The 26,486-nt window shown below is 73.0% G+C and carries 27 protein-coding genes; 10 read left to right on the forward strand and 17 right to left on the reverse strand.

Features of this window, described 5'->3' with window-relative positions; all coding sequences use genetic code 11:
• The first annotated feature begins 350 nt into the window (after nucleotides 1-350).
• The 3 genes from BKI49_RS07420 to BKI49_RS07430 all read left to right on the forward strand — a co-directional run bounded on the left by BKI49_RS07420 (nucleotide 351) and on the right by BKI49_RS07430 (nucleotide 4,701).
• On the forward strand, nucleotides 351-1,877 hold the full coding sequence (locus tag BKI49_RS07420; protein WP_095933385.1) for a S8 family serine peptidase: 1,527 nt from the start codon (nucleotides 351-353) through the stop codon (nucleotides 1,875-1,877).
• A 192-nt stretch (nucleotides 1,878-2,069) separates the two neighbouring features.
• Nucleotides 2,070-3,590 (forward strand): CoA transferase, encoded by a 1,521-nt coding sequence (locus BKI49_RS07425; RefSeq protein ID WP_095933386.1) that lies wholly within the window; start codon nucleotides 2,070-2,072, stop codon nucleotides 3,588-3,590.
• A 100-nt stretch (nucleotides 3,591-3,690) separates the two neighbouring features.
• The gene (locus BKI49_RS07430) at nucleotides 3,691-4,701 is read left to right on the forward strand and encodes a CopD family protein (RefSeq protein WP_095933387.1); all 1,011 of its coding nucleotides are present in this window, start codon (nucleotides 3,691-3,693) and stop codon (nucleotides 4,699-4,701) included.
• A gap of 90 nt (nucleotides 4,702-4,791) precedes the next feature.
• Here the strand turns inward: BKI49_RS07430 and BKI49_RS07435 are convergent, their stop codons facing one another.
• From BKI49_RS07435 to BKI49_RS07470, 8 genes are all read right to left on the reverse strand, one after another.
• Nucleotides 4,792-5,835 (reverse strand): zinc-dependent alcohol dehydrogenase family protein, encoded by a 1,044-nt coding sequence (locus BKI49_RS07435; RefSeq protein WP_095933388.1) that lies wholly within the window; start codon nucleotides 5,833-5,835, stop codon nucleotides 4,792-4,794.
• A 39-nt stretch (nucleotides 5,836-5,874) separates the two neighbouring features.
• Entirely contained in the window at nucleotides 5,875-6,549 is a 675-nt protein-coding gene (locus BKI49_RS07440; RefSeq protein ID WP_095933389.1) for a lysoplasmalogenase, read from the reverse strand.
• A complete protein-coding gene (locus BKI49_RS07445) occupies nucleotides 6,546-7,430 on the reverse strand; it encodes a sterol desaturase family protein (RefSeq protein ID WP_095933390.1) in 885 nt (294 codons plus the stop codon). Before BKI49_RS07445 ends, BKI49_RS07440 begins: the two co-directional genes overlap by 4 nt.
• Nucleotides 7,431-7,780: 350 nt before the next feature.
• A complete protein-coding gene (locus BKI49_RS07450) occupies nucleotides 7,781-8,491 on the reverse strand; it encodes a VIT1/CCC1 transporter family protein (protein WP_095933391.1) in 711 nt (236 codons plus the stop codon).
• 50 nt (nucleotides 8,492-8,541) lie between these two features.
• Nucleotides 8,542-9,798 carry an amidohydrolase family protein gene (locus tag BKI49_RS07455; protein ID WP_095933392.1) on the reverse strand — a complete coding sequence of 419 codons (1,257 nt, stop codon included), beginning with the start codon at nucleotides 9,796-9,798 and terminating at the stop codon, nucleotides 8,542-8,544.
• Nucleotides 9,795-11,078 (reverse strand): amidohydrolase family protein, encoded by a 1,284-nt coding sequence (locus BKI49_RS07460; RefSeq protein WP_095933393.1) that lies wholly within the window; start codon nucleotides 11,076-11,078, stop codon nucleotides 9,795-9,797. The genes BKI49_RS07455 and BKI49_RS07460 overlap by 4 nt, the downstream gene beginning before the upstream one ends.
• 10 nt (nucleotides 11,079-11,088) lie before the next feature.
• Nucleotides 11,089-11,973, reverse strand: a complete 885-nt coding sequence (locus BKI49_RS07465; protein ID WP_095933394.1) for an SDR family NAD(P)-dependent oxidoreductase — start codon at nucleotides 11,971-11,973, stop codon at nucleotides 11,089-11,091.
• Between the two features lie 70 nt (nucleotides 11,974-12,043).
• Entirely contained in the window at nucleotides 12,044-12,841 is a 798-nt protein-coding gene (locus tag BKI49_RS07470; protein ID WP_095933395.1) for an acetoacetate decarboxylase family protein, read from the reverse strand.
• 126 nt (nucleotides 12,842-12,967) lie between these two features.
• Here BKI49_RS07470 and BKI49_RS07475 point away from each other — a divergent pair, with 126 nt between their 5' ends.
• The 6 genes from BKI49_RS07475 (at nucleotide 12,968) to BKI49_RS07500 (ending at nucleotide 18,750) form a co-directional block, all read left to right on the forward strand.
• The gene (locus BKI49_RS07475) at nucleotides 12,968-13,585 is read left to right on the forward strand and encodes a TetR/AcrR family transcriptional regulator (RefSeq protein WP_095933396.1); all 618 of its coding nucleotides are present in this window, start codon (nucleotides 12,968-12,970) and stop codon (nucleotides 13,583-13,585) included.
• A 111-nt stretch (nucleotides 13,586-13,696) separates the two neighbouring features.
• Nucleotides 13,697-14,680 carry a DEDDh family exonuclease gene (locus tag BKI49_RS07480; protein ID WP_095933397.1) on the forward strand — a complete coding sequence of 328 codons (984 nt, stop codon included), beginning with the start codon at nucleotides 13,697-13,699 and terminating at the stop codon, nucleotides 14,678-14,680.
• A 189-nt stretch (nucleotides 14,681-14,869) separates the two neighbouring features.
• Nucleotides 14,870-15,103, forward strand: coding sequence for a hypothetical protein (locus BKI49_RS07485; protein ID WP_078629285.1), 234 nt, complete (start codon nucleotides 14,870-14,872; stop codon nucleotides 15,101-15,103).
• A gap of 71 nt (nucleotides 15,104-15,174) precedes the next feature.
• The gene (locus BKI49_RS07490) at nucleotides 15,175-15,966 is read left to right on the forward strand and encodes an SURF1 family cytochrome oxidase biogenesis protein (protein WP_095933398.1); all 792 of its coding nucleotides are present in this window, start codon (nucleotides 15,175-15,177) and stop codon (nucleotides 15,964-15,966) included.
• 136 nt (nucleotides 15,967-16,102) lie between these two features.
• Nucleotides 16,103-17,989, forward strand: coding sequence for a glycoside hydrolase family 15 protein (locus BKI49_RS07495; RefSeq protein WP_095933399.1), 1,887 nt, complete (start codon nucleotides 16,103-16,105; stop codon nucleotides 17,987-17,989).
• A gap of 5 nt (nucleotides 17,990-17,994) precedes the next feature.
• Complete coding sequence (locus tag BKI49_RS07500) at nucleotides 17,995-18,750, forward strand: SDR family oxidoreductase (protein ID WP_095933400.1); 756 nt, start codon at nucleotides 17,995-17,997, stop codon at nucleotides 18,748-18,750.
• A gap of 175 nt (nucleotides 18,751-18,925) precedes the next feature.
• Here the strand turns inward: BKI49_RS07500 and amaP are convergent, their stop codons facing one another.
• From amaP to BKI49_RS07525, 5 genes are read right to left on the reverse strand one after another with little or no spacing between them, the layout of a single operon-like run.
• Nucleotides 18,926-19,504: an alkaline shock response membrane anchor protein AmaP gene (amaP, locus tag BKI49_RS07505; RefSeq protein ID WP_095933401.1), complete on the reverse strand. Its 579-nt coding sequence runs from the start codon at nucleotides 19,502-19,504 to the stop codon at nucleotides 18,926-18,928.
• A gap of 4 nt (nucleotides 19,505-19,508) precedes the next feature.
• Nucleotides 19,509-20,183, reverse strand: coding sequence for a DUF6286 domain-containing protein (locus BKI49_RS07510; RefSeq protein ID WP_095933402.1), 675 nt, complete (start codon nucleotides 20,181-20,183; stop codon nucleotides 19,509-19,511).
• Complete coding sequence (locus tag BKI49_RS07515) at nucleotides 20,180-20,602, reverse strand: Asp23/Gls24 family envelope stress response protein (RefSeq protein ID WP_095933403.1); 423 nt, start codon at nucleotides 20,600-20,602, stop codon at nucleotides 20,180-20,182. Before BKI49_RS07515 ends, BKI49_RS07510 begins: the two co-directional genes overlap by 4 nt.
• Nucleotides 20,603-20,605: 3 nt before the next feature.
• The gene (locus BKI49_RS07520) at nucleotides 20,606-20,791 is read right to left on the reverse strand and encodes a hypothetical protein (RefSeq protein WP_095933404.1); all 186 of its coding nucleotides are present in this window, start codon (nucleotides 20,789-20,791) and stop codon (nucleotides 20,606-20,608) included.
• A gap of 59 nt (nucleotides 20,792-20,850) precedes the next feature.
• Complete coding sequence (locus tag BKI49_RS07525) at nucleotides 20,851-21,336, reverse strand: Asp23/Gls24 family envelope stress response protein (RefSeq protein ID WP_028803319.1); 486 nt, start codon at nucleotides 21,334-21,336, stop codon at nucleotides 20,851-20,853.
• Between the two features lie 87 nt (nucleotides 21,337-21,423).
• On the opposite strand from BKI49_RS07525, the gene BKI49_RS07530 reads away from it, so the two are divergent.
• Complete coding sequence (locus BKI49_RS07530; protein WP_095933405.1) at nucleotides 21,424-22,155, forward strand: nucleopolyhedrovirus P10 family protein; 732 nt, start codon at nucleotides 21,424-21,426, stop codon at nucleotides 22,153-22,155.
• A 225-nt stretch (nucleotides 22,156-22,380) separates the two neighbouring features.
• On the opposite strand, the gene BKI49_RS07535 is transcribed toward BKI49_RS07530, so the two are convergent.
• The 4 genes from BKI49_RS07535 to BKI49_RS07550 all read right to left on the reverse strand — a co-directional run bounded on the left by BKI49_RS07535 (nucleotide 22,381) and on the right by BKI49_RS07550 (nucleotide 26,373).
• On the reverse strand, nucleotides 22,381-23,172 hold the full coding sequence (locus BKI49_RS07535; RefSeq protein ID WP_095933406.1) for an enoyl-CoA hydratase/isomerase family protein: 792 nt from the start codon (nucleotides 23,170-23,172) through the stop codon (nucleotides 22,381-22,383).
• A 136-nt stretch (nucleotides 23,173-23,308) separates the two neighbouring features.
• Complete coding sequence (locus BKI49_RS07540) at nucleotides 23,309-23,530, reverse strand: helix-turn-helix domain-containing protein (RefSeq protein WP_006123601.1); 222 nt, start codon at nucleotides 23,528-23,530, stop codon at nucleotides 23,309-23,311.
• A 393-nt stretch (nucleotides 23,531-23,923) separates the two neighbouring features.
• Complete coding sequence (abc-f, locus tag BKI49_RS07545) at nucleotides 23,924-25,522, reverse strand: ribosomal protection-like ABC-F family protein (RefSeq protein WP_095933428.1); 1,599 nt, start codon at nucleotides 25,520-25,522, stop codon at nucleotides 23,924-23,926.
• Nucleotides 25,523-25,614: 92 nt separating this feature from the next.
• Nucleotides 25,615-26,373, reverse strand: coding sequence for a PQQ-like beta-propeller repeat protein (locus BKI49_RS07550; protein ID WP_257004651.1), 759 nt, complete (start codon nucleotides 26,371-26,373; stop codon nucleotides 25,615-25,617).
• Between the last annotated feature and the right edge of the window lie 113 nt (nucleotides 26,374-26,486).

The following is a 26,486-nucleotide window of genomic DNA, read 5'->3' on the forward strand; positions in this document are numbered from 1 at the left end:
GTTGCGACGGTGGACGGGGGCGAGCCGGGGCTCGCGGACGGGGACGGCTCGCTTGTGGACATGCAGTACTGACCTCACAGTGATATGGATCACATGACGGGGCGTGATCATAAGGCTCTCGTAAGTGATCCTTCAGGGGGCTCGATCGTCCTCGGGCTCCCTGCTCAAGGTCACGGCGCCACGCGTGGACCGGTTCAACTCCCCCGGCTTCTTTCGGAAGTCATCGCCAGAAGTCGTTGCTGCCCAGCTCGGACCGGGGATAGCTTTCGCCCTGCACCACTCCGTCATGCACCTGCCCGGGCACCACCTGTGTTCGGGCAGCTTCGTTTTCCGGATGATGTGGAGATCCCATGGCTCATCTGCGATCCAGACGCCGCCTCGGCCTCGCCGTACCGGTCGTGCTGTCGCTCACCGCCTCGCTCGGCTTCCTGCCGGGTGCCGCCTCCGCCGCCCCTCTCGGCGCTCCCGCCGCGACCACCGCGGACGGACCCAACCTGTCGTACGTGGTCAACACCCGGACGGACCACCGGACGATCGAGTCGGTGACGAAGGCGATCAAGGCGGCCGGTGGCAGTGTCGTCATCGCGTACGAGCAGATCGGTGTGATCGTCGTCCACTCCGCCAACCCGGACTTCGGGAAGCAGATCCGGACGGTGCGCGGAGTGCAGTCCGCGGGTGCGACGCGCACCTCGCCGCTGACGCCCGCGGGCACGACGGACGAGGGTTCCGCGCAGGTGCTGTCGGCGGCCGAGGCCGCCAAGGTCTCGCGCGCCGCCACGGCGGACGAGGAACCCCTCGAGGCCGACCAGTGGGACCTGCGGGCGATAGGCGCCGACAAGGCGGCGAAGATCAACCCGGGCAGCAAGAAGGTGACGGTCGCCGTGATCGACGTCGGCGTCGACGACACCCACCCGGACATCGCCCCGAACTTCTCGCCTTCGCAGTCCGCGAACTGTGTGGGCGGCAAGCCGGACACCACGTACGGTTCCTGGCGTCCGGTCGACGCCGACCATTACCACGGCACGCATGTCGCGGGCGAGATCGCGGCGGCCCGCAACGGCGTCGGCGTCGCGGGTGTCGCGCCCGGCGTGAAGGTCTCGGGCATCACGGTGGCCCAGCCGGACTCCACGCAGCTCTTCTACCCCGAAAGCGTCGTGTGCGCCTTCGTGTTCGCCGCCGACCACGGCGTCGAGATCACCAACAACAGCTACTACGTGGACCCGTGGCTCTACAACTGCCTCGACGACCCCGACCAGCGGGCCATCGTCGACGCGGTGAACCGGGCCCAGACGTACGCCCAGAAGAAGGGCACGCTGAACGTCGCCGCGGCCGGCAACTCCAACGACGACCTCGACTCCGACGCCCTCACCGACGCGTCCAGCCCCGACGACTCGACACCGGTCACCCGCACCGTCGACCCGCACAAGTGCTTCGACGTGCCGACCCAGTTGCCGGGTGTCGTCACGGTCAGCTCGACCGGCGTGAAGGGCGCCAAGTCGTACTTCTCCAGCTACGGCGACGGCGTCATCGACGTGTCCGCGCCCGGCGGCGACCGGTACCAGATCCCGGACACGCCGTCGAAGAACGGCCGCATCCTGTCCACCATGCCCAACAACCAGTACGCCTACCTCCAGGGCACCTCGATGGCGACGCCGCACGTCGCCGGTGTGGCCGCGCTGCTGAAGTCCAAGTACCCCTGGGCCGGCCCGGCACAGCTCCAGGCGCTGCTCAAGGCACAGGCGGACAACCCGGGTTGCCCGACCGACCCGTACGACGGGAACGGCGACGGCGTCGTCGACGCCACCTGCTCGGGCGGCAAGCGGGTGAACGGCTTCTACGGCTGGGGCATCGTCAACGCGCTGCGGGCGGTCAAGTAGCCGTCACCGTAAGACCGGTCGCGCCGTGAAGGCGGCACGACCACGACGAACGGGCCGGGCGGTGCGACCGCCCGGCCCGTTCGTCCACGGGAACTCCTCGGAAGTGCCCGAAGAGCAGCGCCCGTGGGGGGCGGCCGCCTCTCATGTTGATCCGGTCCACCCTGCATAGTGCCCGGTATGAAGCATTCGCCGATGGCTGCTGTGTGGGAGGGACTGGGCGGCGATCCCGCGCTGCTCTCCCGGGTGTCGACCGTGCCGCGTGAAGGCGCCCTGGATTCGCGGCTCCCCGTACGTGACATGGCGCGGGCCTGTGTGGGCGGCTGCGCGCTGGCCGCGGCCGAGCTCGGGGCGCTGCGGGCGGGGCGCGCGGACGTGCCGGAGGTGCGGGTCGACGACGGGGCCGTCGCGACGGCGTTCGTCAGCGAGCGGCATCTGCTGATCGACGGGCGGGCGCCCGTCACCTTCGCGCCGGTGTCGCGGTTCTGGCGCACCGCCGACGGCTGGGTGCGCACGCACGCCAACTATCCGCACCACCGGACACGTCTGCTGGACGCGCTGGGGCTGCCCGGGGACGCCTCCGTCGACACGGTCGCCGCGCATCTCGCGGAGCGGCCCGCCGTGGCGGTGGAGGACGCGGTGTACGCCGCCGGGGGCCTCGCCGTCGCGCTGCGCACGGCGAAGGAGTGGAGGGCGCACGAGCAGGGCGCCGCCGTGGCGCACGGGCCGCTGCTGAGCCGGGAACGACTGGACGACGCGCCGGTACGCGGACTCCCCGCGCTCCACGGTGATCCGCTGCTGCCCGCGGCGGGTCTGCGCGTCCTCGACCTCACCCGGGTGATCGCGGGCCCGGTCGCCACCCGGACGCTCGCCCTGCTGGGTGCCGACGTGCTGCGTGTGGACTCGCCGCAGCTGCCCGAACTCGCCGACGCGCACGCCGACACGGGGTTCGGCAAGCGGTCCGCCGTCCTCGGCCTCGCGACCGACCGGCGGGCCTTCGAGGAGCTGCTCGCCGCCGCGGACGTCGTCGTCACCGGGTACCGCCCGGGCGCCCTGGACCGGTTCGGTCTTTCGCCCGAGGCACTGGCCGAGCGCAGGCCAGGACTGGTCGTGGCGCAGCTGTCGGCCTGGGGCGACCGCGGTCCGTGGGCGGGACGCCGGGGTTTCGACAGTCTGGTGCAGGTCGCCACGGGCATCGCCGCCGTCGAGGGGTCGCCGGAGCGGCCGGGCGCGCTGCCCGCGCAGGCACTCGACCACGGGACGGGATATCTGCTCGCCGCGGGGGTGCTGCGGGCGTTGACGGAGCAGGCCGGTGACGGCGGCAGCCGGTCCGTGCGGCTCGCCCTGGCGCGGACGGCGGCCTGGCTGCTGGACGGGGTGGACGGCACCACGGGCGGGGACGTACGCGCGAACGCGAACCGGACGGTGCCCGGGAGCGGGACCGGGCCCGCGGGCGAGGACGCGGCCGCGAACAGGACCGTACCCGTGGGCGTGAGGGGCGGTGCGGGGCAGGCCGACGACGCGGGCGGGACGGGTGGTGCGGGGTCGGCCGACGACGCGGGCCGATACGGCACCCCCGATCCGTGGCTCGCCGTGACGGACAGCCCGCTCGGGCGTCTCAGGTACGCCCGCTCCCCCGTCTCGTTCGCCGGCGGTCCGGCCGACTGGGCGCGGCCGCCGGGGATCTGGGGTGCGGACGCGGCCCGTTGGTCATGAGCGTCCCGCCGACCGGAGACGTACCTGTGGGCGGAATGGCGCTGCACCAGTTGTTCCTCCGCGCTTGCCCGCATCCGCGGCGCCTGGTGAGGATCGTGAAGTGACGTCGACGAGACCGACGGCCCGGTCGGCGGACGCGGGCGGGCCGGCCCGGCCGGGCTCCGCCGGCCGCGCCGTCGCCGTGCTCGCCCTGGTGGCCGTCGCCGCCCTGATACCGCTGCTGGGCCCACGGGGCGCGTTGCAGGGGACGGGCGAGGCGGCGGCACCCGGCGCCGGCGGCATAGCCCTGCTGCGTACGGTGCTGTTCGCCGCGCTGTGCGTGCCCGTGGGCGAACTCCTCGCGGCCCGGCTGACCCGCCGCGTGCCGGGCGCCCCGCCGACGGACGCGCCGCGCAGCTGGGCCCCCCTCGCGGCCGCCGCCGGGCTCGTCGCCTCCCTGGGGCTGGCGTCGGTCGTCGCCACGGGCAATCTGCTGCCGCACCACCTCTCCGACATGGACGTCGGAGGGCTGTACCGGACCAGGGAGGGCAAGTCGGCGCTCCTGGAGGTCAACGCCTTCGCGGTCGCCTGGCTGTGCTCCCGCTCGCGTCGGCCGGCCGTCCGGGCGTGGCCGTCGGCCGTGGTGGCGGTCGCGGAGGCACTGCGCGTCCACCCCGCGGCGGAGCACGATCCGCTGATCGGCTCCGGCCTGACGTTCCTTCACGTGACCTGCGCGGCCCTGTGGGTGGGCGGTCTGCTGCACGTCCTGCGACTGCTGCGGACCTGGCGCGCGACGGAGGCCGGGGCCGCGCTCCTCGGCCTCTACGCGCGCGTGGCGGCCGTCCTGTTCGCGCTGCTCACCGCGACGGGCACGTGGAGCGCGCTGCGCCGCATGCCGCCGGGCACGGTCCTGGAGCAGCTGACGACGACGGCGTACGGGCGCACCCTGCTCGCCAAGGTGCTCGTCGTGGCCGTCGTCGCCGTCCTGGCCCTGTGGGCCCGTCTGCGGATGCGCCGGGCGACGGACCCGCTCGGGGCCTGCTCCCCCGCGCGCGCGGAGGTCGTCGCGCTGGGCGTGGTCGTCGCGGTCTCGGGCGTACTGACGGCGCTGCCGCTGCCCATCAGGTGGTGACCACGGCGACGGTGGTCGGTCTCCGCGCGCGACGAGGCGGACCGGACGCGGTCCCGGCTCGCGGTGCGGGCCGGGTGGTCCAGCGGTGGTTCAGTTCGCGACGAGGACCTTGAGGGCCGTGCGTTCGTCCATGGCCTTGTAGCCCTCCGGCACGCCTTCGAGGCCGATGGTCATGTCGAAGACGGGCGAGGGGTCGATGGTCCCGTCGAGGACGTCGGGGAGCAGTTCCGGGATGTAGGCGCGCACCGGCGCCACACCGCCGCGCAGGGCGATGTTCCGGTCGAACATGACGCCCAGGTCCAGGCCCGTGCCGCTGCCGTGCGGCACGCCGACGAAGCCGATGGCGCCGCCGTCACGGGTGATGTTCACGGCCGTCCGCATGGACTGCTCGGTGCCGACCGCCTCGACGACGCAGTGCGCACCCTGCCCGCGGGTCAGCTCACGGACGGCCTCGACCGCCGCGTCGCCGCGCTCGGCGACGACGTCCGTGGCACCGAAGCGGCGGGCGATGTCCGTCCGCACCTGGTGGCGGCCGAGCGCGATGATCCGCTCGGCGCCGAGCCGCTCGGCGGCCAGCACGGCGCACAGCCCGACGGCCCCGTCGCCGACGACGGCGACGGTGGAGCCCGCCCGGACACCGGCGCCCAGGGCCGCGTGGTGGCCCGTGCCCATGACGTCGGAGAGCGTCAGCAGCGCCGCCAGCAGGTGGTCGTCGGAGGCCGCCTCCTTGGGCAGCTGGACGAGGGTGCCGTCGGCGAACGGGACGCGCACGGCCTCACCCTGGCCGCCGTCGTATCCGACGGAGCCCCAGAAACCGCCGTGCTCGCACGAGGTGGTGAGCCCCTCGCGGCAGTAGTCGCACACGCCGTCGGACCACATGAAGGGCGCGACGACCAGGTCGCCGCGCCGGACGGTGCCGACCTCGGAGCCGGTCTCCTCGACGATGCCGAGGAACTCGTGCCCGATGCGCTGGCCGGGCTGCCGCTCCGCCTCACCGCGGTACGCCCACAGGTCGCTGCCGCAGATGCAGGAGCGCAGCACGCGCACGACGGCGTCGGTGGGCAGCTGCACCACGGGCTCGGGAACGTCCTCCACGCGCATGTCGAACGGGGCGTGGATGGTGGTGGCGCGCATGGCGAGGGTCCTTCTCGTGCGGGGCGTCGGTGGATGCGCTCAGGGGGTGGTTGAGCGCATCTCACCGTACGCCGCCGCGGGCGCGGGCCGCGCGCCGAGGGTGCCCAGCACGCCGCGGACCAGCAGGAACTGGGCGGCGGCGTACGTGAGCATGATCCAGAAGGCTGGTTCCGGAAGCTGCGGCCAGTCGGCGACGCCGGTGGCGATGAGCGTGTCCGAGACCATGAAGAGCGCACCGCCGAGACCCGCGACCGGCCCGAGCCGCGTGGCACTGTACGCCATCGCGGTGAGCAGCAGGCTGTAGCCGGCGACGGGAACGCGGAGGCCGGCGGGCAGATCGGGCCACAGCAGGACGACGAGGGCGGTCAGCGCGAGGGCGTACGCCCCGGCGAGCGGGAGGCCGGCCCGTGCGGGTGCGGTCCTGCGGAAGAGGACCAGATAGCAGACGTGGCCCGCGGCGAAGGAGGCCATGCCCGCGAGGAAGGCGGCGTCCGCGTCGGACAGGAGCAGCACGTCGCCGCCCCACCCGCAGAGCAGGGCCGCGACGAGCAGGCGCGGGCCGCCGCGCACGACCACGTGGGCGGCGAGCAGCGGCAGCAGGAGGGGCTTGGCGACCGTATGACCCAGGTCGAAGCCGGTGACCAGGGAGACGAGGTCCACGGCGGTCGCCGCGGCGAACGCGGCCAGCAGCACGCGCGCGGGGCTCCGGTTCACGCGACGGACTCCGTGACGGACGGCTCCGCGAGCGCTGTGCCGGCGGCCGCCGGGCCGGGCTGCCAGCCCGGCCCGCGCAGGACCCGCCCGGCCCGCTCACGCCAACTCGTCGCCGCCTTCACGTCCCTGGCGATGGAGACGTACTCGTGGGTGGCAACGCGCAGGGGGTTGTACGTGGAGATGTTCTTGGTGAGTCCGTACACGGGCCGCTCGGTCTCGGCGACGAACGACCGGAAGAGGCGGTCCCAGACGATGAGGATTCCCCCGAAGTTGCGGTCCAGGTAGCCGCCCTGCGAGGCGTGGTGGACGCGGTGGTGGGAGGGCGTGTTGAAGGCGAACTCGAAGGGCCGGGGCAGCTTGTCGATGCGCTCGGTGTGGATCCAGAACTGGTAGACGAGGTTCACGGACGAGCAGAACGCGAGCGCGGCGGGATGCACGCCGAGCGCCACGAGCGGCAGGTAGAAGGGCCACGACGTCAAGGACGTCCACGGCTGGCGCAGCGCGGTGGTGAGGTTGAACTTCCGGCTGGAGTGGTGGACTACGTGGCAGGCCCACAGGATGCGGATCACGTGGTGTCCGCGGTGCGACCAGTAGTAGAAGAAGTCCTGCGCGAGCAGCATCAGCGGGATCGTCCACCACAGGAGGGGCACCCGCAGCGGCGTCAGTTCGTAGACCGCCCAGTAGATCGCGACGACCGGGATCTTCCAGAAGAAGTCGAAGAGGAGACTGCCGAGGCCCATGCCGACGCTGGTCGCGGCGTCCTTCGCCTCGTACCCTGCCGCGTCCTCGTCCGGGTGGATGCGGACGCTGATCATCTCGATGACGCTGAGCAGCACAAAGGCGGGGATCGACAGGACCACCACGTCGGGGAGGTTCGGCATGGGTGCACCGTAGAGCCGCTGATCGGCTGCGGCTAGGGGTGGTTACCGACAAGTATTACCGCCGGTACGCGCTTGCTTGTTGGCGATCTCCGCCAAAGTCCCGGTGCTCACCTGCCGCACGCCGCCCACCAGCGGGTTCATCGGCCGGCTGCCCGGCGGGCGCTCGCCCGCCACCGCGCCACGCGGCACCGCGGGCTCCACACGGCCACCGCGCCACGCGGCACCGCGGGCTCCACACGCCCACCACGCCGGGCGCCCCGCAGGGTTCCCCCGGCCATCGCGCCGCGCGGCCGGCGGGCTCCCGCGCCCTCTGTGGCCGTGTCCGGCAAGTCCGGTGTGTCCGGCGGGGTTCACACCCCCGCGGCACCCAGCAGGCTTCCCGCCGCGTACGTCACCGCCATCGCCAGCGCGCCCCCGGCAGCGTTGCGCAGCACCGCGCGCCTCGCGTCGGCCGCCCCCAGCCGGGCGCTGCTCCACCCGGTGAGGACGAGCGCCGCGAGCACCGACAGGACCGTGACCCCGAGCCGCCACTCCGCGGGCGGCAGCACGATCGCCAGCAGCGGAAGCAGCGCCCCCACGGTGAACGCCAGGAAACTGGCCCACGCCGCGTGCCACGGGTTGGTGAGCGCGTCGGGGTCGATGCCGAGCTCCACGCGCGCGTGGGCCCTGAGCGCGTCCCGCTCGGTGAGCTGCTGCGCCGCCTCGCGGGCCACCTCCCGGGACAGGCCGCGCTCCTGCAGCAGTTCGGTCAGCTCCTCCAGCTCGGCCTCCGGCTGCTCCTTCAGCTCGCGCTTCTCCGTCGCCAGGGCCGCCAGCTCCGAGTCGCGCTGGGTGGAGACGGACACGTACTCGCCCGCCGCCATCGACATCGACCCGGCCAGCAGGCCCGCGAGCCCCGCCGTGAGCAGCGCGGCGCGGTCGTCGGTGGCGCCCGCCACGCCGACGACGAGGCCCGCGGTGGAGACGATGCCGTCGTTGGCGCCGAGGACGGCGGCCCGCAGCCAGTTCAGCCGGGTGCCGAGTGCGCCTGGGTGGACCTCGTCGTGCGTCGGTTCCGTCACACGGCGAGGATCCCACCCCGGGCGCCGCCGTCGGTGTACCGACGCTTCGCTCACCACACCCGTACCGAGCCCCCCTTCGCGAACACCGGGCTGGTCGCGTCCGCGGGCGGAGTGCCGAGCGGCTCGGCGATCTCGGCCACCGTCGGGCCTGCCTTCGCCGCGATCTCGTCCAGCCGGTCCAGGTCGAAGCCGTACACGCGCGCCGCGTTGCCGCCGACCATCGCCGCGACCTCGTCCCGCGGCAGGCCCGCGTAGGCGATGCGCAGCCCTTCGCGGGAGTACGGGTGGGTGCCCTCGTCGTGCGGGTAGTCGCTGCCCCACATGATCTTGTCGAGGCCGATGCGGTCGCGCAGCGGCACCTCGTGCGGGCGCATGAAGCTGGCCCCGACGAAGCAGTTCTCCCGCCAGACCTGTGAGGGCCCCTTCCCCATCGCCGCGGCGAGTCCCGCGCCGAACTTCGACTCGGCCGTCGACGCCTTCGTGGCCGCGGCCACCAGTCGCCCGTGGTAGTAGTCCAGCATGTCCAGCACGCCGGGGATCCAGCCGGAGCCCTGCTCGGTGAGGACGAGCCTCAGGCCGGGGTGGCGGCGGAACGCGCCGCCGAACACGAGGTGCCACAGCGCCCGGTGCGAGAACCACGTCGTCTCCACCATGAACACCGCGCGTGCGGCCGGCTCGTCGCCCAGGGGCGGTGACGCCGAGCCCGCGTGGTGGTTGACGGGGACGTCCAGTTCGTCGCAGACCGCCCAGATCGGGTCGTACGCCGAGGAGTAGAGCTCGGGCAGGCCCGAGCCAGGCGGTGTGCCGGGGAGCAGCAGGCCGCCGCGCAGGCCCGCGCCGACCGCCCACCTGATCTCCTTCACCGCTTCGTCCACGTCGTTCAGGAGGATCTGGAAGACGCCCGCCCGACGGCCCGGGGCGGCCGCGCAGAAGTCCGCGAGCCAGCGGTTGTGGGCGCGCAGTCCGGCCCACCGCTGCTCGAACTCCTCCGCGGTCGGGGCCGGCGCCATCAGGGAGGCGGAGGGGAAGAACGGCGGGATGGTGTTGGGGAAGACGACCTCCGCGACGATGCCGTCCGCCTCCAGCTCCGCGACGCGCCGCTCGGAGTTCCAGTTCCGGTCGGCCGTGTCGGCGAGCAGGTCCGCGTAGGGGTTGACGTAGGTGGCCGCCCAGGCGTCGAACGCGTCGTGGTGCTCGGCCGCCAAGTACGGCCGGTAGTCGAGGAGATCGGCGCCGGCGTGGCAGTCGGCGGAGATCACCGTGTACCGGTCGTCCGGCCCGCCCGGGTCGTGTCGGGCTTCCGTCACGGGGCCACCCCCAGGGCGGGGAAGTCGTGGTCCGTGAGCCAGTGGCGGCCCACCTCGCGCGAGTGCGCCCAGGAGGCCTCGACCGCCGACTGGTCGTCCGGCTGGCCGAGTTCGGCGGGCGTCGGGCCGATGCGCCGGGCGAGCGGTACCAGCTTGTCGACGTCGAAGCCGAAGACCTCGGCGGCGGCCAGGCCGAGCATGCGGCGCGTCTCGGCGACGGGGATGTCGTGGAAGGTCCTCTTCAGCCACGCGCGCGTGTCGGGCCAGGTGCCCTCGGGGTGCGGGAAGTCGCTGCCCCAGAGGATGTTGTCGACGCCGATCTCGTAGCGCTGGGCCAGTTCGCGGCGCTTGGTGTTGGTCGCGCAGATGAAGAGCTGGCGGTCCAGGTACTCGTGCGGGGGCCGCTTCAGCTCGGCGAAGGGGGACAGCTTCTTGCCGCCGTGCGCGCCGAGGTAGAGGCGGTCCATGAACCACAGCAGGTTCGGCAGCCACCAGCAGCCCGACTCGGCGACCCCGAACCTCAGGCCCGGGTGCCGTTCGAGGACGCCCGACCAGAGCAGGAACCACAGGGGGCGGGCGGGCCACCAGGTCACCTCGCTGACGTAGATGCCGAGGTGGTCGCCGTACTCGTGGCGCGGGGCCGCCCCGGAGTGGGTGACCACCGGCATCCCGCATTCGGCCGCCGCCGCCCACACGGGGTCGTAACGGCGGTCGTGGTAGGGCTCCTTGTCCACCCACATGGAGGGGATCATGAGGGCGCCGAGTCCCGATTCCTTCGCCCGGTGCACCTCGGCGACGACGCGCCCGGTGTCCGCGGTGACCGGCAGCAGGGCGACCCCGCAGTGCCGTTCGGGGTTCTCGGAGACGAAGTCGGCGAGCCAGCGGTTGTGGGCCTGCGCGCCGGCCATGCCGAGCTCCGGGTCGTGGTCGCCGGACAGGCCGAGACCGACGCCGAAGGGGGCGGCGGTCCGGCTGTCCACGGCGTCCGCGTCGGGGAAGACCACCTCCGCCGCCACACCGTCGCCGTCCAGCTCCTTGAGGCGCTGCGCGGTGTCCCAGCCGCCGCGCAGTCCCTCCTCGTTGTCCTGGAACCACTTGTTCGCGAAGGACTCGTTGCGGATGCCGAGCCGTGTCATCTCCTCGCGGCGCCGGTCCCGGCCCGCGAGGAAGTCGTCGAAGTCCCGGTGGAAGCGGGAGTCCAGATAGGGCCGGTACTCCTCGGTGGGGAGTCCGGCGTGGCAGTCGGAGGAGATGATCAGGTAGGGGTCCTGGTCCGGCATCACGGCTCCCTCAGTCCAGGATGAAGTGTTCGAGATACGACGGGTCGGCCCGGTCGAGCATCGACTGCGACCGCGCGCGGATCTGCCGGTCGCTGTGCTCGCTCTCGGGCAGCAGCCAGAAGCGGCCGGCGCGGATGCCCTCGGCGACGAGGTCGGCGACGTCCTCGACGGGCGTGAACCGCACCTCCTGGCCGGCCTCCTTCATCGCGGCCTCCCACTGGCCGAGGCTGCGGTACGGGGTCTTCCTGGGTTTCTGCTTCGCGTAGCGCGCGGGCCGGTTGCGGTGCGACTCCCACAGGCCGGTACGGAGCATGTGGGGGCCGGGGAAGAGCACGGACGCGCCCACGCGCGCGCCTTCCGCCTTCAGATGCGCGTAGAGCGACTCGGTCATCGTCACGACGGCCGCCTTGGTGACGGCGTACACGGACGCGGTGGGCAGCGGGGCGATACCGCCGTCCCCGGACGAGGTGTTGACGACGTGTCCCGGCTCTCCCCCGGCGATCATCCGCGGGACGAACGCCTGGACGCCGTGGAAGACGCCCCACACGTTGACGGCGAACGCCCACTTCCAGTCGTTGGGGTCGTGCTCCCACATGCGGCCCTCGGCGCCGGAGCCGACACCGGCGTTGTTGCACAGGACGTGGACGGCGCCGTACCGCTCGTACGTCTCGGTGGCGAGCGCCTCCACCTGCGCGCGGTCCGCGACGTCCACCACGCACGCGTGCACGTCGGCGCCGTCCTTGCGCAGCCCGGCGGCGGCGTCCTCCAGAGCACCCTCCTCGACGTCCGCGAGGACCACCTTCAGACCGTCCGCGGCGAAGCGTCGCGCCATGGCGAGACCGATGCCGCTCGCGGCGCCGGTGACCACGGCGACCCGGCCGGGTGTCAGCTCCATGTCCGCTCGTCCTTCCGTGCCGGCCCCGTGGGGCGGTCCTGGGAGTGGTGTGCACCGGGAGGACACGGCATCAGACGCTCCCCTCGGGCGGTCCGTCGAGGATCTGCTGCGGATCGTCGTAGCGCTGGTGGATGTACGGCATCAGGGCCTGGGCGCTGACGCGTTCGACGACCCTGCCCTGCTGGTCGGTGGTCTTCTCGCCGATGGTGATCTCGACGAGTTCGCGCACGGGGAGGTCGGCGACCGGGTCGTACATGGACTCGCGCAGGACGACGTCCCCGGTGACGCGCTCCAGCCTGCGCACCTTCTCGTTGCGCACGCAGTGCACGAGGACGGGTTCGGCGTCGAAGCCCGAACCGTCCACCGCGGGAAGGAACTTGAAGTAGAAGTCGGTCTTCTGGACGGGCCCGGGCAGCGGGAGGTCACCGCTCACCGCGCCGCGCACCTCGACGAACGCGATGCCGTGCCGGGCGAGCGCGGCGCGTACGACGAGGCCGTCCCGTTCGACCGTCACCTCGCCGAGCTTCTTGGGCTCCCCGAAGACCTCACGGCCGCCGATCAGGGCCCGCTCGTGGGTCATCGGCATGACGAGCGGATACCAGCCCTCGACACCGTCGTGTGCGGCGGCGACGGCGAACGAACCCGCGCCCAGCGGATATCCGGGCAGGTCGACCTTGCTGATGTTGACCCGCACCAGGGGGCGTCCGGTGGGTTTCAGCGGCGGCGGCAGGACCGCCGCGACCGCGTCCGGATCGCTCTCCCAGACGGCCACCACACCGGTGGACCAGATGTCGGGGAGCCTGGAGCTCGCGGCGCGCGCGGCGGCGATCTCCGCCCCGGTCCGCGCGCCGTACCTCACGCGTGCCATGTCGTACCGCCCTTCGTCAGGTGCTTCGGAAGGTTTCTGATGGTCCGTCACTAGCGCCTGTAACACAGTTACAGCAGAGTCCGCGAAGGGTAAATACGTGTGCGTGACAAAGCCTTGGGGGCGCCCGTGAGCAGACCGGTACTCACCCGCGAACGGGTGCTGGACACCGCCGCGAGTCTGGTGACGCAGCACGGCCCGGACGCTCTGACGATGCGCAAGCTCGCCGCCGAGCTGGGCACCGCCGTGACCTCGATCTACTGGCACGTCGGCAACCGCGAGTCGCTGCTCGACGCCCTCGTCGAGCGGACCGTCGCCGACCTCGGCGCGCTGCGCCCCACCGGGCGCACCCCGGCGCAGCGCATCGTGTCGCTGGCCCGCGCCCTGCGTCGGCAGCTGCGCGCCCATCCGCACCTCGTCGCGATGGTGCACGAACGCGGTCTGACCGAGCGGATGTTCCTGCCCGCCCGGCAGGCCCTGGTGCGCGAGGCGCACGCGGCGGGGCTGGAGGGCGCGCGGGCGGCCGAGGTGGTGCGCGCGGTGCAGTTCCAGGTCGTCGGCTTCGTGCTCGTCGAGCGCAACCGCGAACGCGCGCCGGCGCAGCGGCCCGCCGAGGAGGAGGCGCGGGACGCCGAGACCGCCGGGCGGGACGCCGCCCTGGCCCGTGCGCTCGCCCGTCCGGTGGACGAGGAGAGGCTGTTCGTCACCTCCGTACGGGCGTTGGTGGACGGACTCCTGGCGCGCTGAGCGGCGGCCCGGGACGGCCGCGCCGCGGCGGCCCGCGGCGCGCCGGAGCACTCTCCGCTTCCGGGAAGGCGGGGACCGGGCTGTCAGTCGCGGCCCGTATCCTCATGGACCATGCTCGAAGACCTCACGACCGCAGCGTCCCCAGCCTCCTGGCCGGCCGCGTATCCGCAGGGATACGCGGTCGTTGACGTGGAGACCACCGGACTGGCCCGCGACGACCGGATCATCTCCGCCGCCGTCTACCGGCTGGACGCGCGCGGCGAGGTCGAGGACCACTGGTACACGATGGTCAATCCGGAGCGCGATCCGGGCCCCGTGTGGATCCACGGGCTGACGAGCGAGATGCTCGAAGGGGCCCCGTTCTTCCACGAGGTCGCCGAGGAGTTCGCCGCCCGGCTCGCGGACCGCGTGCTGGTCGCGCACAACGCGGTCTTCGACTGGTCCATGATCGCCCGCGAGTACGCGCGCGTGGAGCGCGAGGCCCCGGTGCAGCAGCGGCTGTGCACCATCGCCCTCTCCAAGGAGCTGCGGCTGCCGCTGCCCAATCACAAGCTGGAGTCGCTGGCCGCGCACTTCGGCGTCGTGCAGCAGCGCGCGCACCACGCGCTGGACGACGCGCGCGTGCTGGCCGAAGCGTTCAGGCCGAGCCTGCGGGCCGCCGCCCGCGGCGGTGTACGCCTGCCGCTGCTGGAGTGCCGGCCGCTCAAGGAGTGGTCCGACAGTCCGGCCGCGCCGCGGATCGGCCGGCAGTCCGGCGCTTATCCGTCCGGGAGTTGGCGCCCTTCGCGCAGGCGCCCCGCATGCCCCTACCCCAACCCAGGGCGGTACGAAGAGAGCAAACCGCTCAAGCAGGGCATGCGGGTGGCGTTCTCCGGGGACACGTCCGTCGACCGCGAGCTGCTGGAGGACCGCGCCGTCGAGGCGGGACTGCACGTCGCGACGAGCCTGTCCCGGCTCACCAGCCTGCTCGTCACCAACGACCCGGACTCCGGCACGTCCAAGGTGGTCAAGGCCAGGCAGTTCGGCACACCGGTGATCGACGAGGCCGCGTTCGGCCAGCTCCTGCGGGACGTGGAGCCGGCCACCGAAGGGTGACCGGTCGCGGGGACGGGCCCGCCGCGCAAGGGCCCCTCGGCCGTATCAGGACGCGCCGCCCCGAGGACGCGAGCCCGCCGCGGCGGGCGGAGCCGGGGCGCGGGCCGCTGACGGACGTACGGGTGATTGGCGCACGACTCGCCCGGCACCCGCTCGCCCGGGCCGCGTCGGCGCCTCACCCTGTGGCGCATGGCGAGATGCGAAGTATGTGGCAATGACTACGGCATGACGTTCGAGGTGCACGCGCAGGGCTCCGTGCACGTCTTCGACTGCTTCTCCTGCGCGATCCACCGGATGGCCCCCATCTGCGAGCACTGTCGCGTGCAGATCATCGGCCAGGGGGTCGAGGTCGAGGGCCACTGGTTCTGCGGGGCGCACTGCGCCCGCGCGGAGGGGAAGGTGGGGATCATCGACAAGGTCTGACCGCCGGGTCGCACGGCCCCCGACGGGACCCTCCCGTCGGGGGCCGAATCGTGCCGAGTACCGTCAATGGGGTGTACCGCTTCCTGTTGTCCCGGCAGTGGGTGATCCTCACCCTCGTGACCCTCGCGCTCATCCCGACGATGATCAAGCTGGGCTACTGGCAGCTGCACCGGCACGAGCACAAGGTCGCACTGAACAAGGTGATCTCCGACTCGCTCGCCGCCGATCCGGTGCCGGCCGCGTCACTGACCGCGCCGGGACGGCAGATCGCCCACGACGACCTGTACCGCCGGGTGACCGCGAAGGGCCACTTCGACACCGCGCACGAAGAGGTCGTACGCCGTCGCACGAACTCCGACGGCGAGGTCGGCTACCACGTCCTCACCCCGTTCGTCCTCGACGACGGCCGGGTGCTGATGGTCAACCGGGGCTGGGTCCCGGCGGACGGCGCACAGACCGTGTTCCCCAAGATCCCGGCTCCGCCGCGCGGCGAGACCACCGTCACCGGCCGGCTGATGGCCGACCAGACGACCGCCGACAGCGGCATCAAGAACGTCAAGGGCCTGCCCGACCGGCAGGTCATGCTGATCGACAGCGGGCAGGAGTCCCGGCGGCTCGGCAAGCAGGTCCTCGGCGGCTACATCGAGCAGACCGCGCCGCGGCCGAAGGGCGGCTCCCCCGAGCTGATCCCCGATCCCGAGCACAGCGACATCGGCCCGCACATGGCGTACGCGATCCAGTGGTGGCTGTTCTCCGCGGGCGTCCCCGTGGGCTGGGCGGTCCTGGTCCGCCGTGAACGCCGTGACCGGGCGGCGTCCGCGCAGGCCGAGGCCGCTCCGGAAGCGGCCCCCGCGGGCGTGTAGCCCGTACGCCCTCGCCCCGTGCCGGCGGCCGCCGCGCCGCCCGCCCACCCCGCCGGGCCGGGCGCTCCCGGCCGGAGGTCACCCGGTCGGCCCCCGCCCGGATTGGCTCCGCCCCCGACCGGGGAACTCGCCCCACGTGGACCCACGCATCGAGGACTACGCGCTCATCGGGGACGAGCAGACCGCGGCCCTGGTGAGCCGGTACGGCTCCATCGACTGGCTGTGTCTGCCCCGGTTCGACTCGGCGGCCTGCTTCGCCGCGCTGCTGGGCGACGAGGACAACGGCCACTGGCGGATCTCCCCCAAGGGCGCCGGCCCCTGCACCCGGCGCGCCTACCGCCCGGACACGCTCGTGCTGGACACCGAGTGGGAGACCGACGAGGGGGCGGTCCGGGTGACCGACCTGATGCCGCAGCGCGACGTCGCCCCCGACGTCGTACGCGTCATCGAGGGGCTGAGCGGCCGGGTCACCGTGCAGAGCCAGCTGCGGCTGCGCTTCGACTACGGCTCGATCGTGCCGTGGATGCGCCGCGCGGAAGGCCACCGGGTGGCGGTCGCGGGCCCCGACTCGGTCTGGCTCCGCAGCGAGCCGCCCGTGCGGACCTGGGGCAAGGACTTCCGCACGTACTCGGAGTTCACGGTCGAGGCCGGGCAGAAGGTGGCCTTCGTCCTGACCTGGCACCCCTCGCACCAACCGCGTCCGCCGCTGGGCGACCCCTTCGAGGCGCTGCGCAGCAGCGTCGAGGACTGGCAGGCGTGGGCGGCGGGCTGCCGCTACGACGGCCCGCACCGGGACGCCGTCGTGCGCTCCCTGATCACCCTCAAGGCCCTCACCTACTCGCCGACCGGCGGCATCGTGGCCGCCCCCACGACCTCGCTGCCCGAGGAGCTCGGCGGCGTCCGCAACTGGGACTACCGGTACTGCTGGCTGCGCGACTCCACCCTCACCCTCGGCGCCCTCCTGTCGGCCGGCTACCACGAGGAGGCCGAGGCCTGGCGCGACTGGCTGCTGCGCGCGGTGGCGGGCGACCCGGCGGACCTGCAGATCATGTACGGCCTGTCCGGGGAGCGCCGGCTGACCGAGTTCGAGGTGCCGTGGCTCTCCGGCTTCGCGGGCTCGACCCCGGTCCGGATCGGCAACGCCGCCGTGGAGCAGTTGCAGCTGGACGTGTACGGCGAGGTCATCGACTCGCTGGCGCTGTCTCGGCGTTCGGGTCTGCCGTTCAAGCCCCATATGTGGCGGGTGTGGTGCGCCCTGATGGACTTCGTGCGCACGGCGTGGCGGCAGCCCGACGAGGGCATCTGGGAAGTGCGGGGCCCGCGCAGGCACTTCGTGTACTCCAAGGTGATGGCCTGGGTGGCCGCCGACCGCGCGGTGCGCGCCCTGGAGAGCGAACCGGCACTCGGCGGCGACCTGGAGGGCTGGCGCGCGATGCGCGACGAGGTGCACCGCGAGGTGTGCGAGCGCGGCTTCGACCCGGAGCGGAACACGTTCACCCAGTCCTACGGCTCGCGCGAGCTGGACGCCTCCTTGCTGCTGATCCCCCGGGTCGGTTTCCTGCCGCCCGACGATCCGAGGGTCGTCGGCACGATCGACGCCGTTCGCACGGAGCTCGACAACAACGGCTTCCTGCGTCGCTACGACATCGACCCGTCCGGCGCCGTCGAGGTGTCCGTCGACGAGACCGAGATGTCCGTGAGCGAGACCGAGGTGTCCCTGAGCGAGACCGAGATGTCCGTCAGCAGCCCCGGCAAGCACGTCGTCGACGGGCTTCCCGGCGGCGAGGGAACGTTCCTCGTCTGCTCGTTCTGGCTCGCGGAGGCGCTGCACGCGACGGGCCGGAAGCAGGAGGCCCGCGAGTTGTTCGACCGGCTGGTGGCGCTGACCAACGACGTGGGGCTGCTGTCCGAGGAGTACGACCCCGTCGCCGGACGCCAGCTCGGCAATTTCCCCCAGGCGTTCAGCCACATCGGCCTGGTGAGCACCGCCCTCGCCCTGTTCGGGGGCGACCGGGCAGGATAGGGGGCATGGATCTTGGACTGAAGGACCGTGTGTACGTCGTCACGGGAGCCACCCGCGGGCTGGGCAACGCCGCCGCGCGTGAACTCGTCGCCGACGGCGCGAAGGTGATCGTCACCGGGCGCGACGAGAAGAGCGCCGCCGAGGCGGCGTCCGCGCTCGGCCCGAACGCGGTCGGTGTCGCCGCCGACAACGGCGACCCGGCGACCGCGACCCGGCTCGTCGCGGCGGCCCATGAGCACTTCGGTGGTTTCGACGGCATCCTGATCAGCGTCGGCGGTCCGGCGCCGGGATTCGTCGCCGACAACACCGACGAGCAGTGGACGGCCGCGTTCGACTCGGTCTTCCTCGGCGCGGTGCGACTGGCCCGCACGGCCGCCGCGGAGCTCGGCGAGGGCGGGGTCATCGGGTTCGTGCTCTCCGGCTCGGTGCACGAACCGATCCCCGGGCTGACCATCTCCAACGGCCTGCGTCCCGGACTCGCGGGCTTCGCCAAGTCCCTCGCGGACGAGCTCGGCCCGCGCGGCATCCGCGTCCTCGGGCTGCTGCCGTCGCGCATCGACACCGACCGCGTCCGCGAGCTGGACGGTCTGTCCGCCGACCCGGAGGCCACCCGTGCGGCCAACGAGGCACGCATCCCGCTGCGCCGCTACGGCACTCCCGAGGAGTTCGGCCGCGCGGCCGCGTTCCTGCTCTCGCCTGCAGCCTCCTATCTGACCGGCATCATGCTGCCGGTGGACGGCGGCATGCGGCACGGTTTCTGACCGCAGACGGGCGGTACCGCCCCCGAACACCGCTGTGCGGTACGGCCTCTCGACGCCGCGGTGCGGCACGGCTGCACAACGCGGCCTTGCGGCACGGCTGCACAACGGGGCCGTGCGGCACGGCTGTCGGTCGGCGCACGGACGGCTCGGCGGGTCAACTCACGCGCTCGGCGGGTCAGCTCACGCGCTCGGCCCGGTGCTTGACCCCGCGCAGGCGCGCCTCCGCGGGGATCGAGGCGAGGCCCGCCGAGTCCCGCGCGTGCGCGAGCGCCTCCGTGGTGAGCAGATGCAGCGCGTCCCCGGGGTCCACGTGCGGTTCCAGCTGGAGCTGCACGCGGGCCTCCGGCGTGCTGCGCCGTCCGGTCAGCAGCACGTGCGCCTGCGCGACGCCGTCCAGCCTGTCCGCCTCGGCGGCCAGTACGCCTTCCAGGGCCCGTCCGCGCAGCAGCGCGCCCTCGCCGTCGCCGGTGTCCACGAGCACCTCGGCGAGCCGACGGCGCCGCAGCACGGCCACGAGCCACCACAGGGCGAGCAGCAGCAGGACCGCGAGGGCGGCGATGACGGTCGGCCACCACCATCCGTGGTCCCGCAAGCGGGCCCGGTCGGCGTCGCTGAGCAGCACGTCGTGCCGCCCTTCGTGGATCCACCACGACGGCGGGCGCACGCCGAGCCCGACGGCGAGCACGGATCCGCCGAGGACGAGCAGCGCGAGACCGATGATCCCGATCAGTACGCGGTTGACGATGCGCAGCACTGCCTCACCCCTTCCGTCCGGGGCGCCTCACGTGCACCGACAGGGAGGGCGGCCGGGCGAGCCCGAGCCCTCGGATGCCGTCGGCGAGTGTGGCGTCCAGGTCGGCACGTACGTCGTCGAGTTCGCGGAAGTGCGAGAGCGCGCGCACGGCGGCCTTGCGCCGGCCCATGTGGACCCGGACCGACTGCACGCCGGCGACCTCCATGGCCCGGTCGCGCAGCGCCATCGCCGCGGCGCCCCGGTGCAGCCCGGCCCGCACGTCCGGGTGGGTGCGCCGCATCGGCAGGACGTCCCGCAGCCCCGGTGTGGCCGCGAGGACGATCAGCCACAGTCCGACGGCCGCGGCGACACCCGCGCCGACGAGCACCCAGGTGTCGTCCAGGGGCCGTTCGGCGAGCGAGTCGGCCAGGGTCCTGCGCCAGCGCATGGCGGGCCGGTGCGCGCGCACGGCCGCCACGTCGTACAGGAAGGCGCCCGCGCAGAGGAGGATCAGCACCGCGAGGACGCCCGCCGGGATCCGGCGGGCGGACCAGAAGCGGCCCTGGCCGCCGTCCTCGTCCTCGTCGGTGCGCAGTGGTTCGTAGTCCGCCGCGGAGGCGGACTGGCCGAGTGCGCTCTCGCCGGCCTTCTCCATGACGGGCATGCGCCGGGTGTTCTCCGAGCCCTGGGGCTCGCTCATCGCGTCCTCCCCTGTGCCGCGCCGGGCGTGTGTGCCAGGTGCAACCGCTCCACCCGGACGGCCACCTCCGGAACTTCCATCCCCGCCAACGCCTCTACCCGCTCGGCGACGTGCCGACGCACCGCGCCGCAGCGGCCGCCGATGTCGGAGGGATAGTCGAGTTCGAGGCTGACCCGGACGTGGGCGCTCTCGGCCGGGGTGCCCGCCGACCGGCCCGAGCCCTTCTCGTGGCGGCGCACGACCACGGTGGCGTGCGGGGCCCCGGCATCCGCGGGCAGCGCGGGCAGCACCTCGCGGGCCGCCTGTGCGGCGATCTTCGCGACCACCCGGTCGGCGATCCGGGTCGCGCCGCGCTCGGCCGCCGGCACCACCGTCAGGGGCCGCCGCGTCTCACCGAGCCGGTCCGCCTGACCTGGCACGCGTCACCGCCGCCGGTCGTCGCGGGTGCGGAACAGGTCGCTGACGTCCAGGTCCCCTTCGAGGAACCGCCCTACGACGAAGCCGACGGCGCCCAGGGCGGCCACCAGGAGGAAGGCTCCGAAACCCCCGAAGTATCCGGCGAAGCCCAGCGCCATTCCGGCGATCATGCCGATCACGGCCAAACTCATGGTGCGCTCCTCAGCAGTTCGGTGGCCGAGTGATCACCGGTCGTCCGGTGGCCGGGTGGTCACTGGAGCCGCGACTCCGGCTCCTCGTCTTCTTCCTCGGGAAGCTTCACATCACTCACCGCGATGTTGACTTCCACCACCTCGAGTCCCGTCATGCGCTCGACGGCCGCGACCACGTTCTCCCGTACGGCGCGGGCCACATCGCCGATCGAGACGCCGTAGTCGACGACGATCTCCAGGTCGAGCGCGGTCTGCAACTCGCCGACCTCCGCCTTCACGCCCCGTGTGACGGACTTCGAGCCGCCGCCGGGCACCCTGTCGCGCACCGCACCGAAGGTCCGGCTCAGTCCGCTGCCCATCGCGTGCACGCCGAGCACGTCGCGGGCGGCGAGCCCGGCGATCTTCTCGACCACGCCGTCGGCGATCGTGGTGCGTCCGCGCGTCGCGGGGTCCCCGCCGCCGCGTCTGGTGGGCTTGCGGATCTGCGGCGACTCCGTCCCGCCTTCGGGGCTCCCCGTCCGGTTCGGCTCCGTCATGTCGGTCATGGCCGTACGTCCCTTTCGGTCGTCCTCCTGAGCCCACAGTAAGTGCGGTTGCGTGGTCGCGCGCCGGGGATGGGGCAGGCTGGAGCAATGACGGCGGACCGGTGGACTCAGGTGGTGCGGCATCAGCTCGGGCTCGGCAGACTGCTGCCCCTGGGGCTCCCGCAGGACGGCGCGTGGATCGCGGAGGCGGCGGCCGGACCGATCCTGCGGAGCGCGGCGGAGCGCGTGCGCGGGGTACGTGTGGGCGCGCTGCGGATCGCACTCGCCGATCCGGACGAGGTGTACGACCCGGTCGTGGTGCCCCCGCCCGGCGCGCTGCCGCCCGGGCCTCTGCGGGTCGACGCCGAGTTCCGGGCCTCCGTGGATCCGACGGCGCCGGGTGCCGAGCCGCTGCCGGCCACCGCGGCGCGGCTGCGGTCGGCCCTCGCCGGGGCGGCGGACCGTCTCGGCCTGGTGGTCGCACGGGTCGACCTGCGGATCACGGGGCTGTTGGAGGAGGACGAGGTGCCGGTCGCCGAACGCCCCGACGCTCCGCGGCCGGCGCCCGAGCCGACGGACCCCGAGGAGGCGCGGGTGGCCGCGGCGGCACGGTCCGTGCCGGGGGTGAGCCGTCTGACGGACGTCCTGGGCCACCCGGTGCACATCGAGGTCCGTCCCGGCGGTGACGCGGCGCTGCCCCGGCGCCATGTGCGCGTCGAACTGGCGGTGTCCGCGCGCAGCCACGCCGTCGAGGTGGTGGCAGCCGTCAGGGCGGCGGCCGCCCGAGCCCTCCCGGACGCCCCGTCGGTGACGGTCCTGGTGACGGCGGTGACGGAGTGATCCTCGCTGCGCGCGATGCCGCCCGGGGGTGAGGCGAGGACGCGCGACGGGCACCCCGATGTGTCAGGGGTGCCCTTCCTGCGTACGGCGAGTGCGGGGCGACTCATGCGTACGGCCAGTGCCCGGCGTCGGCCGTCGGGTCGGCGCGGGTCGCCGGGTGGACGGGGCCGACGGGTCGGCGCGGGGCACCGTGCAGACGGGTGCCTCGCTCCTGGTGCCGCGGTGTCAGTCGCCGACGCCGGCGAGGTCGCGGAGGCGTCGGGCCTGCGCCGCCCGCTCGGCGACGCGCTGCTCCTCGTACGTCCGCTCCTGGGCACCGCGCAGCAGCGCCTTCGTCTCGATGACGGCGTCGCGCGGTGCGGCGAGCAGCGCGGCGGACAGATCCCGTACCGCCTCGTCGAGCTGGTCGGCGGGCACGGCGAGGTTGGCGAGTCCGGTGCGCTCGGCCTCGTCGGCCGTCACGAGCCGGCCCGTCGCGCAGATCTCGAGAGCACGGGCGTAGCCCACCAGGCCCACCAGCGGATGCGTCCCGGTCAGGTCGGGGACGAGTCCCAGACTGGTCTCACGCATGGCGAACTGCACGTCGTCCGCGACGACACGCAGATCACAGGCGAGGGCAAGCTGGAACCCGGCACCGATCGCATGCCCCTGGACAGCGGCGATGGACACGATGTCGCTGCGCCGCCACCAGGTGAACGCTTCCTGGTACTCGGCGATGGTCGCGTCGAGCTCGGCGTCGGAGCCGCGCGCCAGATCGATGAACGACGGTTCCCCGTCGAATCCCTCCGGCGTGAAGGCCTGCCGGTCGAGCCCGGCGGAGAAGGACTTGCCCTCGGCGCGCAGGACGACCACCCGGACGGAGCCCGGCAGTGACCGTCCGGCCTGCGTCAACGCCCGCCACAGAGCAGGACTCTGGGCGTTGCGCTTGGCCGGGTTGGTCAGCGTCACCGTGGCGATCGCGTCGTCGACGGTGAGCCGTACGCCGTCTTTGTCGAGTACCGGGTCGAGCGAAGCCATGGGGCGCCTCCGATGGGTGCGGTCGGATCAGGTGCGTGCCCAGAGGAGACACACCTAAGTGACTGCACAGTAACCACCCGGCCGATCGCGCGACCGACCGGGTGGCCACCACCGAAGCCGATGGGGACGCCCGGCCTCAGGCCGAGGCGGCCTTCTTGCCCCTCGTCGCTCCGCCACGCCCTCGGAGCGTGACGCCCGACTCGCTGAGCATCCGGTGCACGAAGCCATACGAGCGGCCGGTCTCTTCGGCCAGCGCCCGGATGCTCGCACCGGAGTCGTACTTCTTCTTCAGGTCTGCCGCGAGCTTGTCGCGCGCGGCGCCGGTCACCCGGCTGCCCTTCTTCAGAGTCTCGGCCACCCGTGCCTCCTCATGGGAAGTGCGCTCTGGACTCTCATGATCACCCCTCCTGGGCGTCATGGCCACCCATTCGGCAAGGTCCGTAAGACAAGGTTTTGACGACAGGAGCCCGTCCCCACGAGTGGAATCTTTCGTTCCGGCTGTCCCGTTCCGTACGCCTGAACGGGTTCTTCGGCGAAGTACCTGGTCAGCGACGCAAGACGGCCGAGCCCTTGGGAACAAAGGGCTCGGCCGCAAAATCGATGTACGACACACCTCGGTACGAGGAGATCTCACACAGATGATGGATCACGGATCGGCCGAATGATCCATACGCAGTGGATCAGTCATTCGATCAAGCGGGGCTGACCCGCCCGCCTATGGCGGGGGCGGGCCGTGACCGTGTCACAGGGGTCAGGCCAGGGCGACCAGGTCCGCGTAGTCGGCGCCCCACAGGTCCTCGACGCCGTCCGGCAGCAGGATGATCCGCTCCGGCTGGAGCGCCTCGACGGCACCCTCGTCGTGGGTGACGAGGACGACGGCGCCCTTGTAGGTGCGCAGCGCGCCGAGGATCTCCTCGCGGCTGGCCGGGTCGAGGTTGTTCGTCGGCTCGTCGAGCAGCAGCACGTTCGCCGAGGAGACCACGAGGGTGGCGAGGGCGAGACGGGTCTTCTCGCCGCCGGAGAGGACACCGGCCGGCTTGTCGACGTCGTCGCCGGAGAACAGGAACGAACCGAGCACCTTGCGGACCTCGACCAGGTCGAGGTCGGGGGCGGCGGAGCGCATGTTCTCCAGGACCGTGCGCTCCGGGTCGAGGGTCTCGTGCTCCTGCGCGTAGTAGCCGAGCTTGAGGCCGTGGCCCTCGACGACCTGGCCGGTGTCGGGCTGCTCGGCACCGCCGAGCAGCCGCAGCAGGGTCGTCTTGCCCGCGCCGTTGAGGCCGAGGATGACCACGCGCGAACCCTTGTCGATGGCCAGGTCGACGTCGGTGAAGATCTCCAGCGAGCCGTACGACTTCGACAGCCCCTCGGCCATCAGCGGCGTCTTGCCGCAGGGCGCGGGCTCGGGGAAACGCAGCTTGGCGACCTTGTCGGAGACGCGGACCGCCTCGAGGCCGGCGAGCAGCTTGTCGGCGCGCTTGGCCATGTTCTGCGCGGCCACCGTCTTGGTCGCCTTGGCGCGCATCTTGTCGGCCTGCGCGTTCAGCGCGGCGGCCTTCTTCTCGGCGTTCTGGCGCTCGCGCTTGCGGCGCTTCTCGTCGGCCTCGCGCTGCTGCTGGTAGAGCTTCCAGCCCATGTTGTAGACGTCGATCTGGGAGCGGTTGGCGTCGAGGTAGAAGACCTTGTTGACGACCGTCTCGACGAGGTCGACGTCGTGGGAGATCACGATGAAGCCGCCGCGGTACGTCTTCAGGTAGTCGCGCAGCCAGACGATCGAGTCGGCGTCGAGGTGGTTCGTCGGCTCGTCGAGCAGCAGGGTGTCGGCGTCCGAGAACAGGATGCGGGCCAGCTCGATACGGCGCCGCTGACCGCCGGAGAGCGTGTGCAGCGGCTGGCCGAGCACGCGGTCGGGCAGGTTGAGCGCGGCCGCGATGGTGGCGGCCTCCGCCTCGGCGGAGTACCCGCCCTTGGTCAGGAACTCCGTCTCCTGGCGCTCGTACTGCCGCATGGCCTTGTCACGGGTGGCGCCGCTGCCGGTGGCGATCCGCTCCTCGTTCTGCCGCATCTTGCGGATCAGGGTGTCCAGGCCGCGCGCGGACAGGATGCGGTCGCGGGCGAGCACGTCGAGGTCGCCCGTGCGCGGGTCCTGCGGCAGATAGCCGACCTCGCCGGAGCGGGTGACGGTGCCGCCGGCGGGGATGCCCTCCCCCGCGAGGACCTTGGTGAGGGTCGTCTTCCCCGCGCCGTTGCGGCCGACCAGACCGACGCGGTCGCCCTTGGCGATACGGAAGGTGGCGGACTCGATGAGGACACGGGCGCCGGCGCGCAGCTCGATGGCGGAGGCGGAGATCACGGACATGCTCCTGGGGCGGATGGGTGGCGGGATGGGCGGCTGAGGACGTTCCCGCCGTCTATTGCGCGAGGAGAATGGCCATGGGGCCAAGTCTAACGGGGCCGTGCAAGCACTTTTTCTGCGTGCGGGCGTTCGGCACTGTGATGCTCGCCCCGCCGTTCGCCGCCCAGGGGGGCGCGGTCGGGGGTGATCCTGCCCAGCTCGTCGACGGCGACGATCTCGCCGGTCCAGTCGTCCGCGGTGGCGCACGGCTGGGCGATCAGCAGAGCGCCGTCGTGGCGCACCGCGCGCGCGGGGGCGAAGGCGCAGCCCGCGCGGGCGGGCAGCACCCAGCGCAGGTCGCCGTCGGCGAGGCGGTACGCGGCGACGCGGCGCGGGGTGACGACGGCGAGCACGCGGGGGCCGAGGACGCGCAGCACGCCTGCTCCCCCGCGGCCCGTGAGCCAGGGGGCGGCGTCGGGGAGCGCCCGGTGCCAGCGGACCGCGCGGCCGTCGTCCCGCACGGTCGCGGTGACCAGCCCGTCGTCCCAGAGGGCGATCGCGTCCCCGCGCGCGGGGAGCACGACGAGCGGCTGCCGCCCCTCGCGCGCGTAGGTCCAGCGAGGGTGCCCGGTCGCCGCGTCGTACGCCTCCACCGTCGCCCCCCGCGCGCGCAGCGCGGGGGGCGAGCCGTGCTCCACGCGCGCGTGGACGGTGAGGCGGTCCCCGAAGGGCGCGGAGCGTGCCTTGTGGGCCGCCACGAGAAGCGGCACCACCAGGAGGAACGCGAGGGCGACGGGCAGGAACGCCCGGGCGGTGCGGCGCCGGGCGTCACGGCGCGGAAGCCGTCCGACGCCGGGCGGTGCGACCACCGGGGTGGTGGGAGGGGCGGCGCGAGGGACCGGGGCGGTGGGAGGGGCGGCGCGAGGGACCGGGGCGGTGGGAGGGGCGGCGCGAGGGACCGGGGCGGTGGGCCGGGCCGGGG

Origin of the sequence: Streptomyces sp. Tue6028, assembly GCF_002300165.1 — a bacterium.
GTDB lineage: Bacteria > Actinomycetota > Actinomycetes > Streptomycetales > Streptomycetaceae > Streptomyces > Streptomyces siamensis.

Coding starts and splice junctions, on each gene's coding strand:
- BKI49_RS07520 (WP_095933404.1), bottom strand. CDS start 20,791: ATGAGTTTGGCCGTGATCGGCATGATCGCCGGAATGGCGCTGGGCTTC.
- BKI49_RS07470 (WP_095933395.1), bottom strand. CDS start 12,841: ATGGCACGCGTGAGGTACGGCGCGCGGACCGGGGCGGAGATCGCCGCC.
- BKI49_RS07510 (WP_095933402.1), bottom strand. CDS start 20,183: ATGAGCGAGCCCCAGGGCTCGGAGAACACCCGGCGCATGCCCGTCATG.
- BKI49_RS07460 (WP_095933393.1), bottom strand. CDS start 11,078: ATGCCGGACCAGGACCCCTACCTGATCATCTCCTCCGACTGCCACGCC.
- BKI49_RS07530 (WP_095933405.1), top strand. CDS start 21,424: ATGACGGCGGACCGGTGGACTCAGGTGGTGCGGCATCAGCTCGGGCTC.
- BKI49_RS07500 (WP_095933400.1), top strand. CDS start 17,995: ATGGATCTTGGACTGAAGGACCGTGTGTACGTCGTCACGGGAGCCACC.
- BKI49_RS07435 (WP_095933388.1), bottom strand. CDS start 5,835: ATGCGCGCCACCACCATCCACGCCCCGTTCGACATGCGCGTGGAGGAC.
- BKI49_RS07535 (WP_095933406.1), bottom strand. CDS start 23,172: ATGGCTTCGCTCGACCCGGTACTCGACAAAGACGGCGTACGGCTCACC.
- BKI49_RS07420 (WP_095933385.1), top strand. CDS start 351: ATGGCTCATCTGCGATCCAGACGCCGCCTCGGCCTCGCCGTACCGGTC.
- BKI49_RS07465 (WP_095933394.1), bottom strand. CDS start 11,973: ATGGAGCTGACACCCGGCCGGGTCGCCGTGGTCACCGGCGCCGCGAGC.
- BKI49_RS07485 (WP_078629285.1), top strand. CDS start 14,870: ATGGCGAGATGCGAAGTATGTGGCAATGACTACGGCATGACGTTCGAG.
- BKI49_RS07425 (WP_095933386.1), top strand. CDS start 2,070: ATGGCTGCTGTGTGGGAGGGACTGGGCGGCGATCCCGCGCTGCTCTCC.
- BKI49_RS07480 (WP_095933397.1), top strand. CDS start 13,697: ATGCTCGAAGACCTCACGACCGCAGCGTCCCCAGCCTCCTGGCCGGCC.
- BKI49_RS07445 (WP_095933390.1), bottom strand. CDS start 7,430: ATGCCGAACCTCCCCGACGTGGTGGTCCTGTCGATCCCCGCCTTTGTG.
- BKI49_RS07525 (WP_028803319.1), bottom strand. CDS start 21,336: ATGACCGACATGACGGAGCCGAACCGGACGGGGAGCCCCGAAGGCGGG.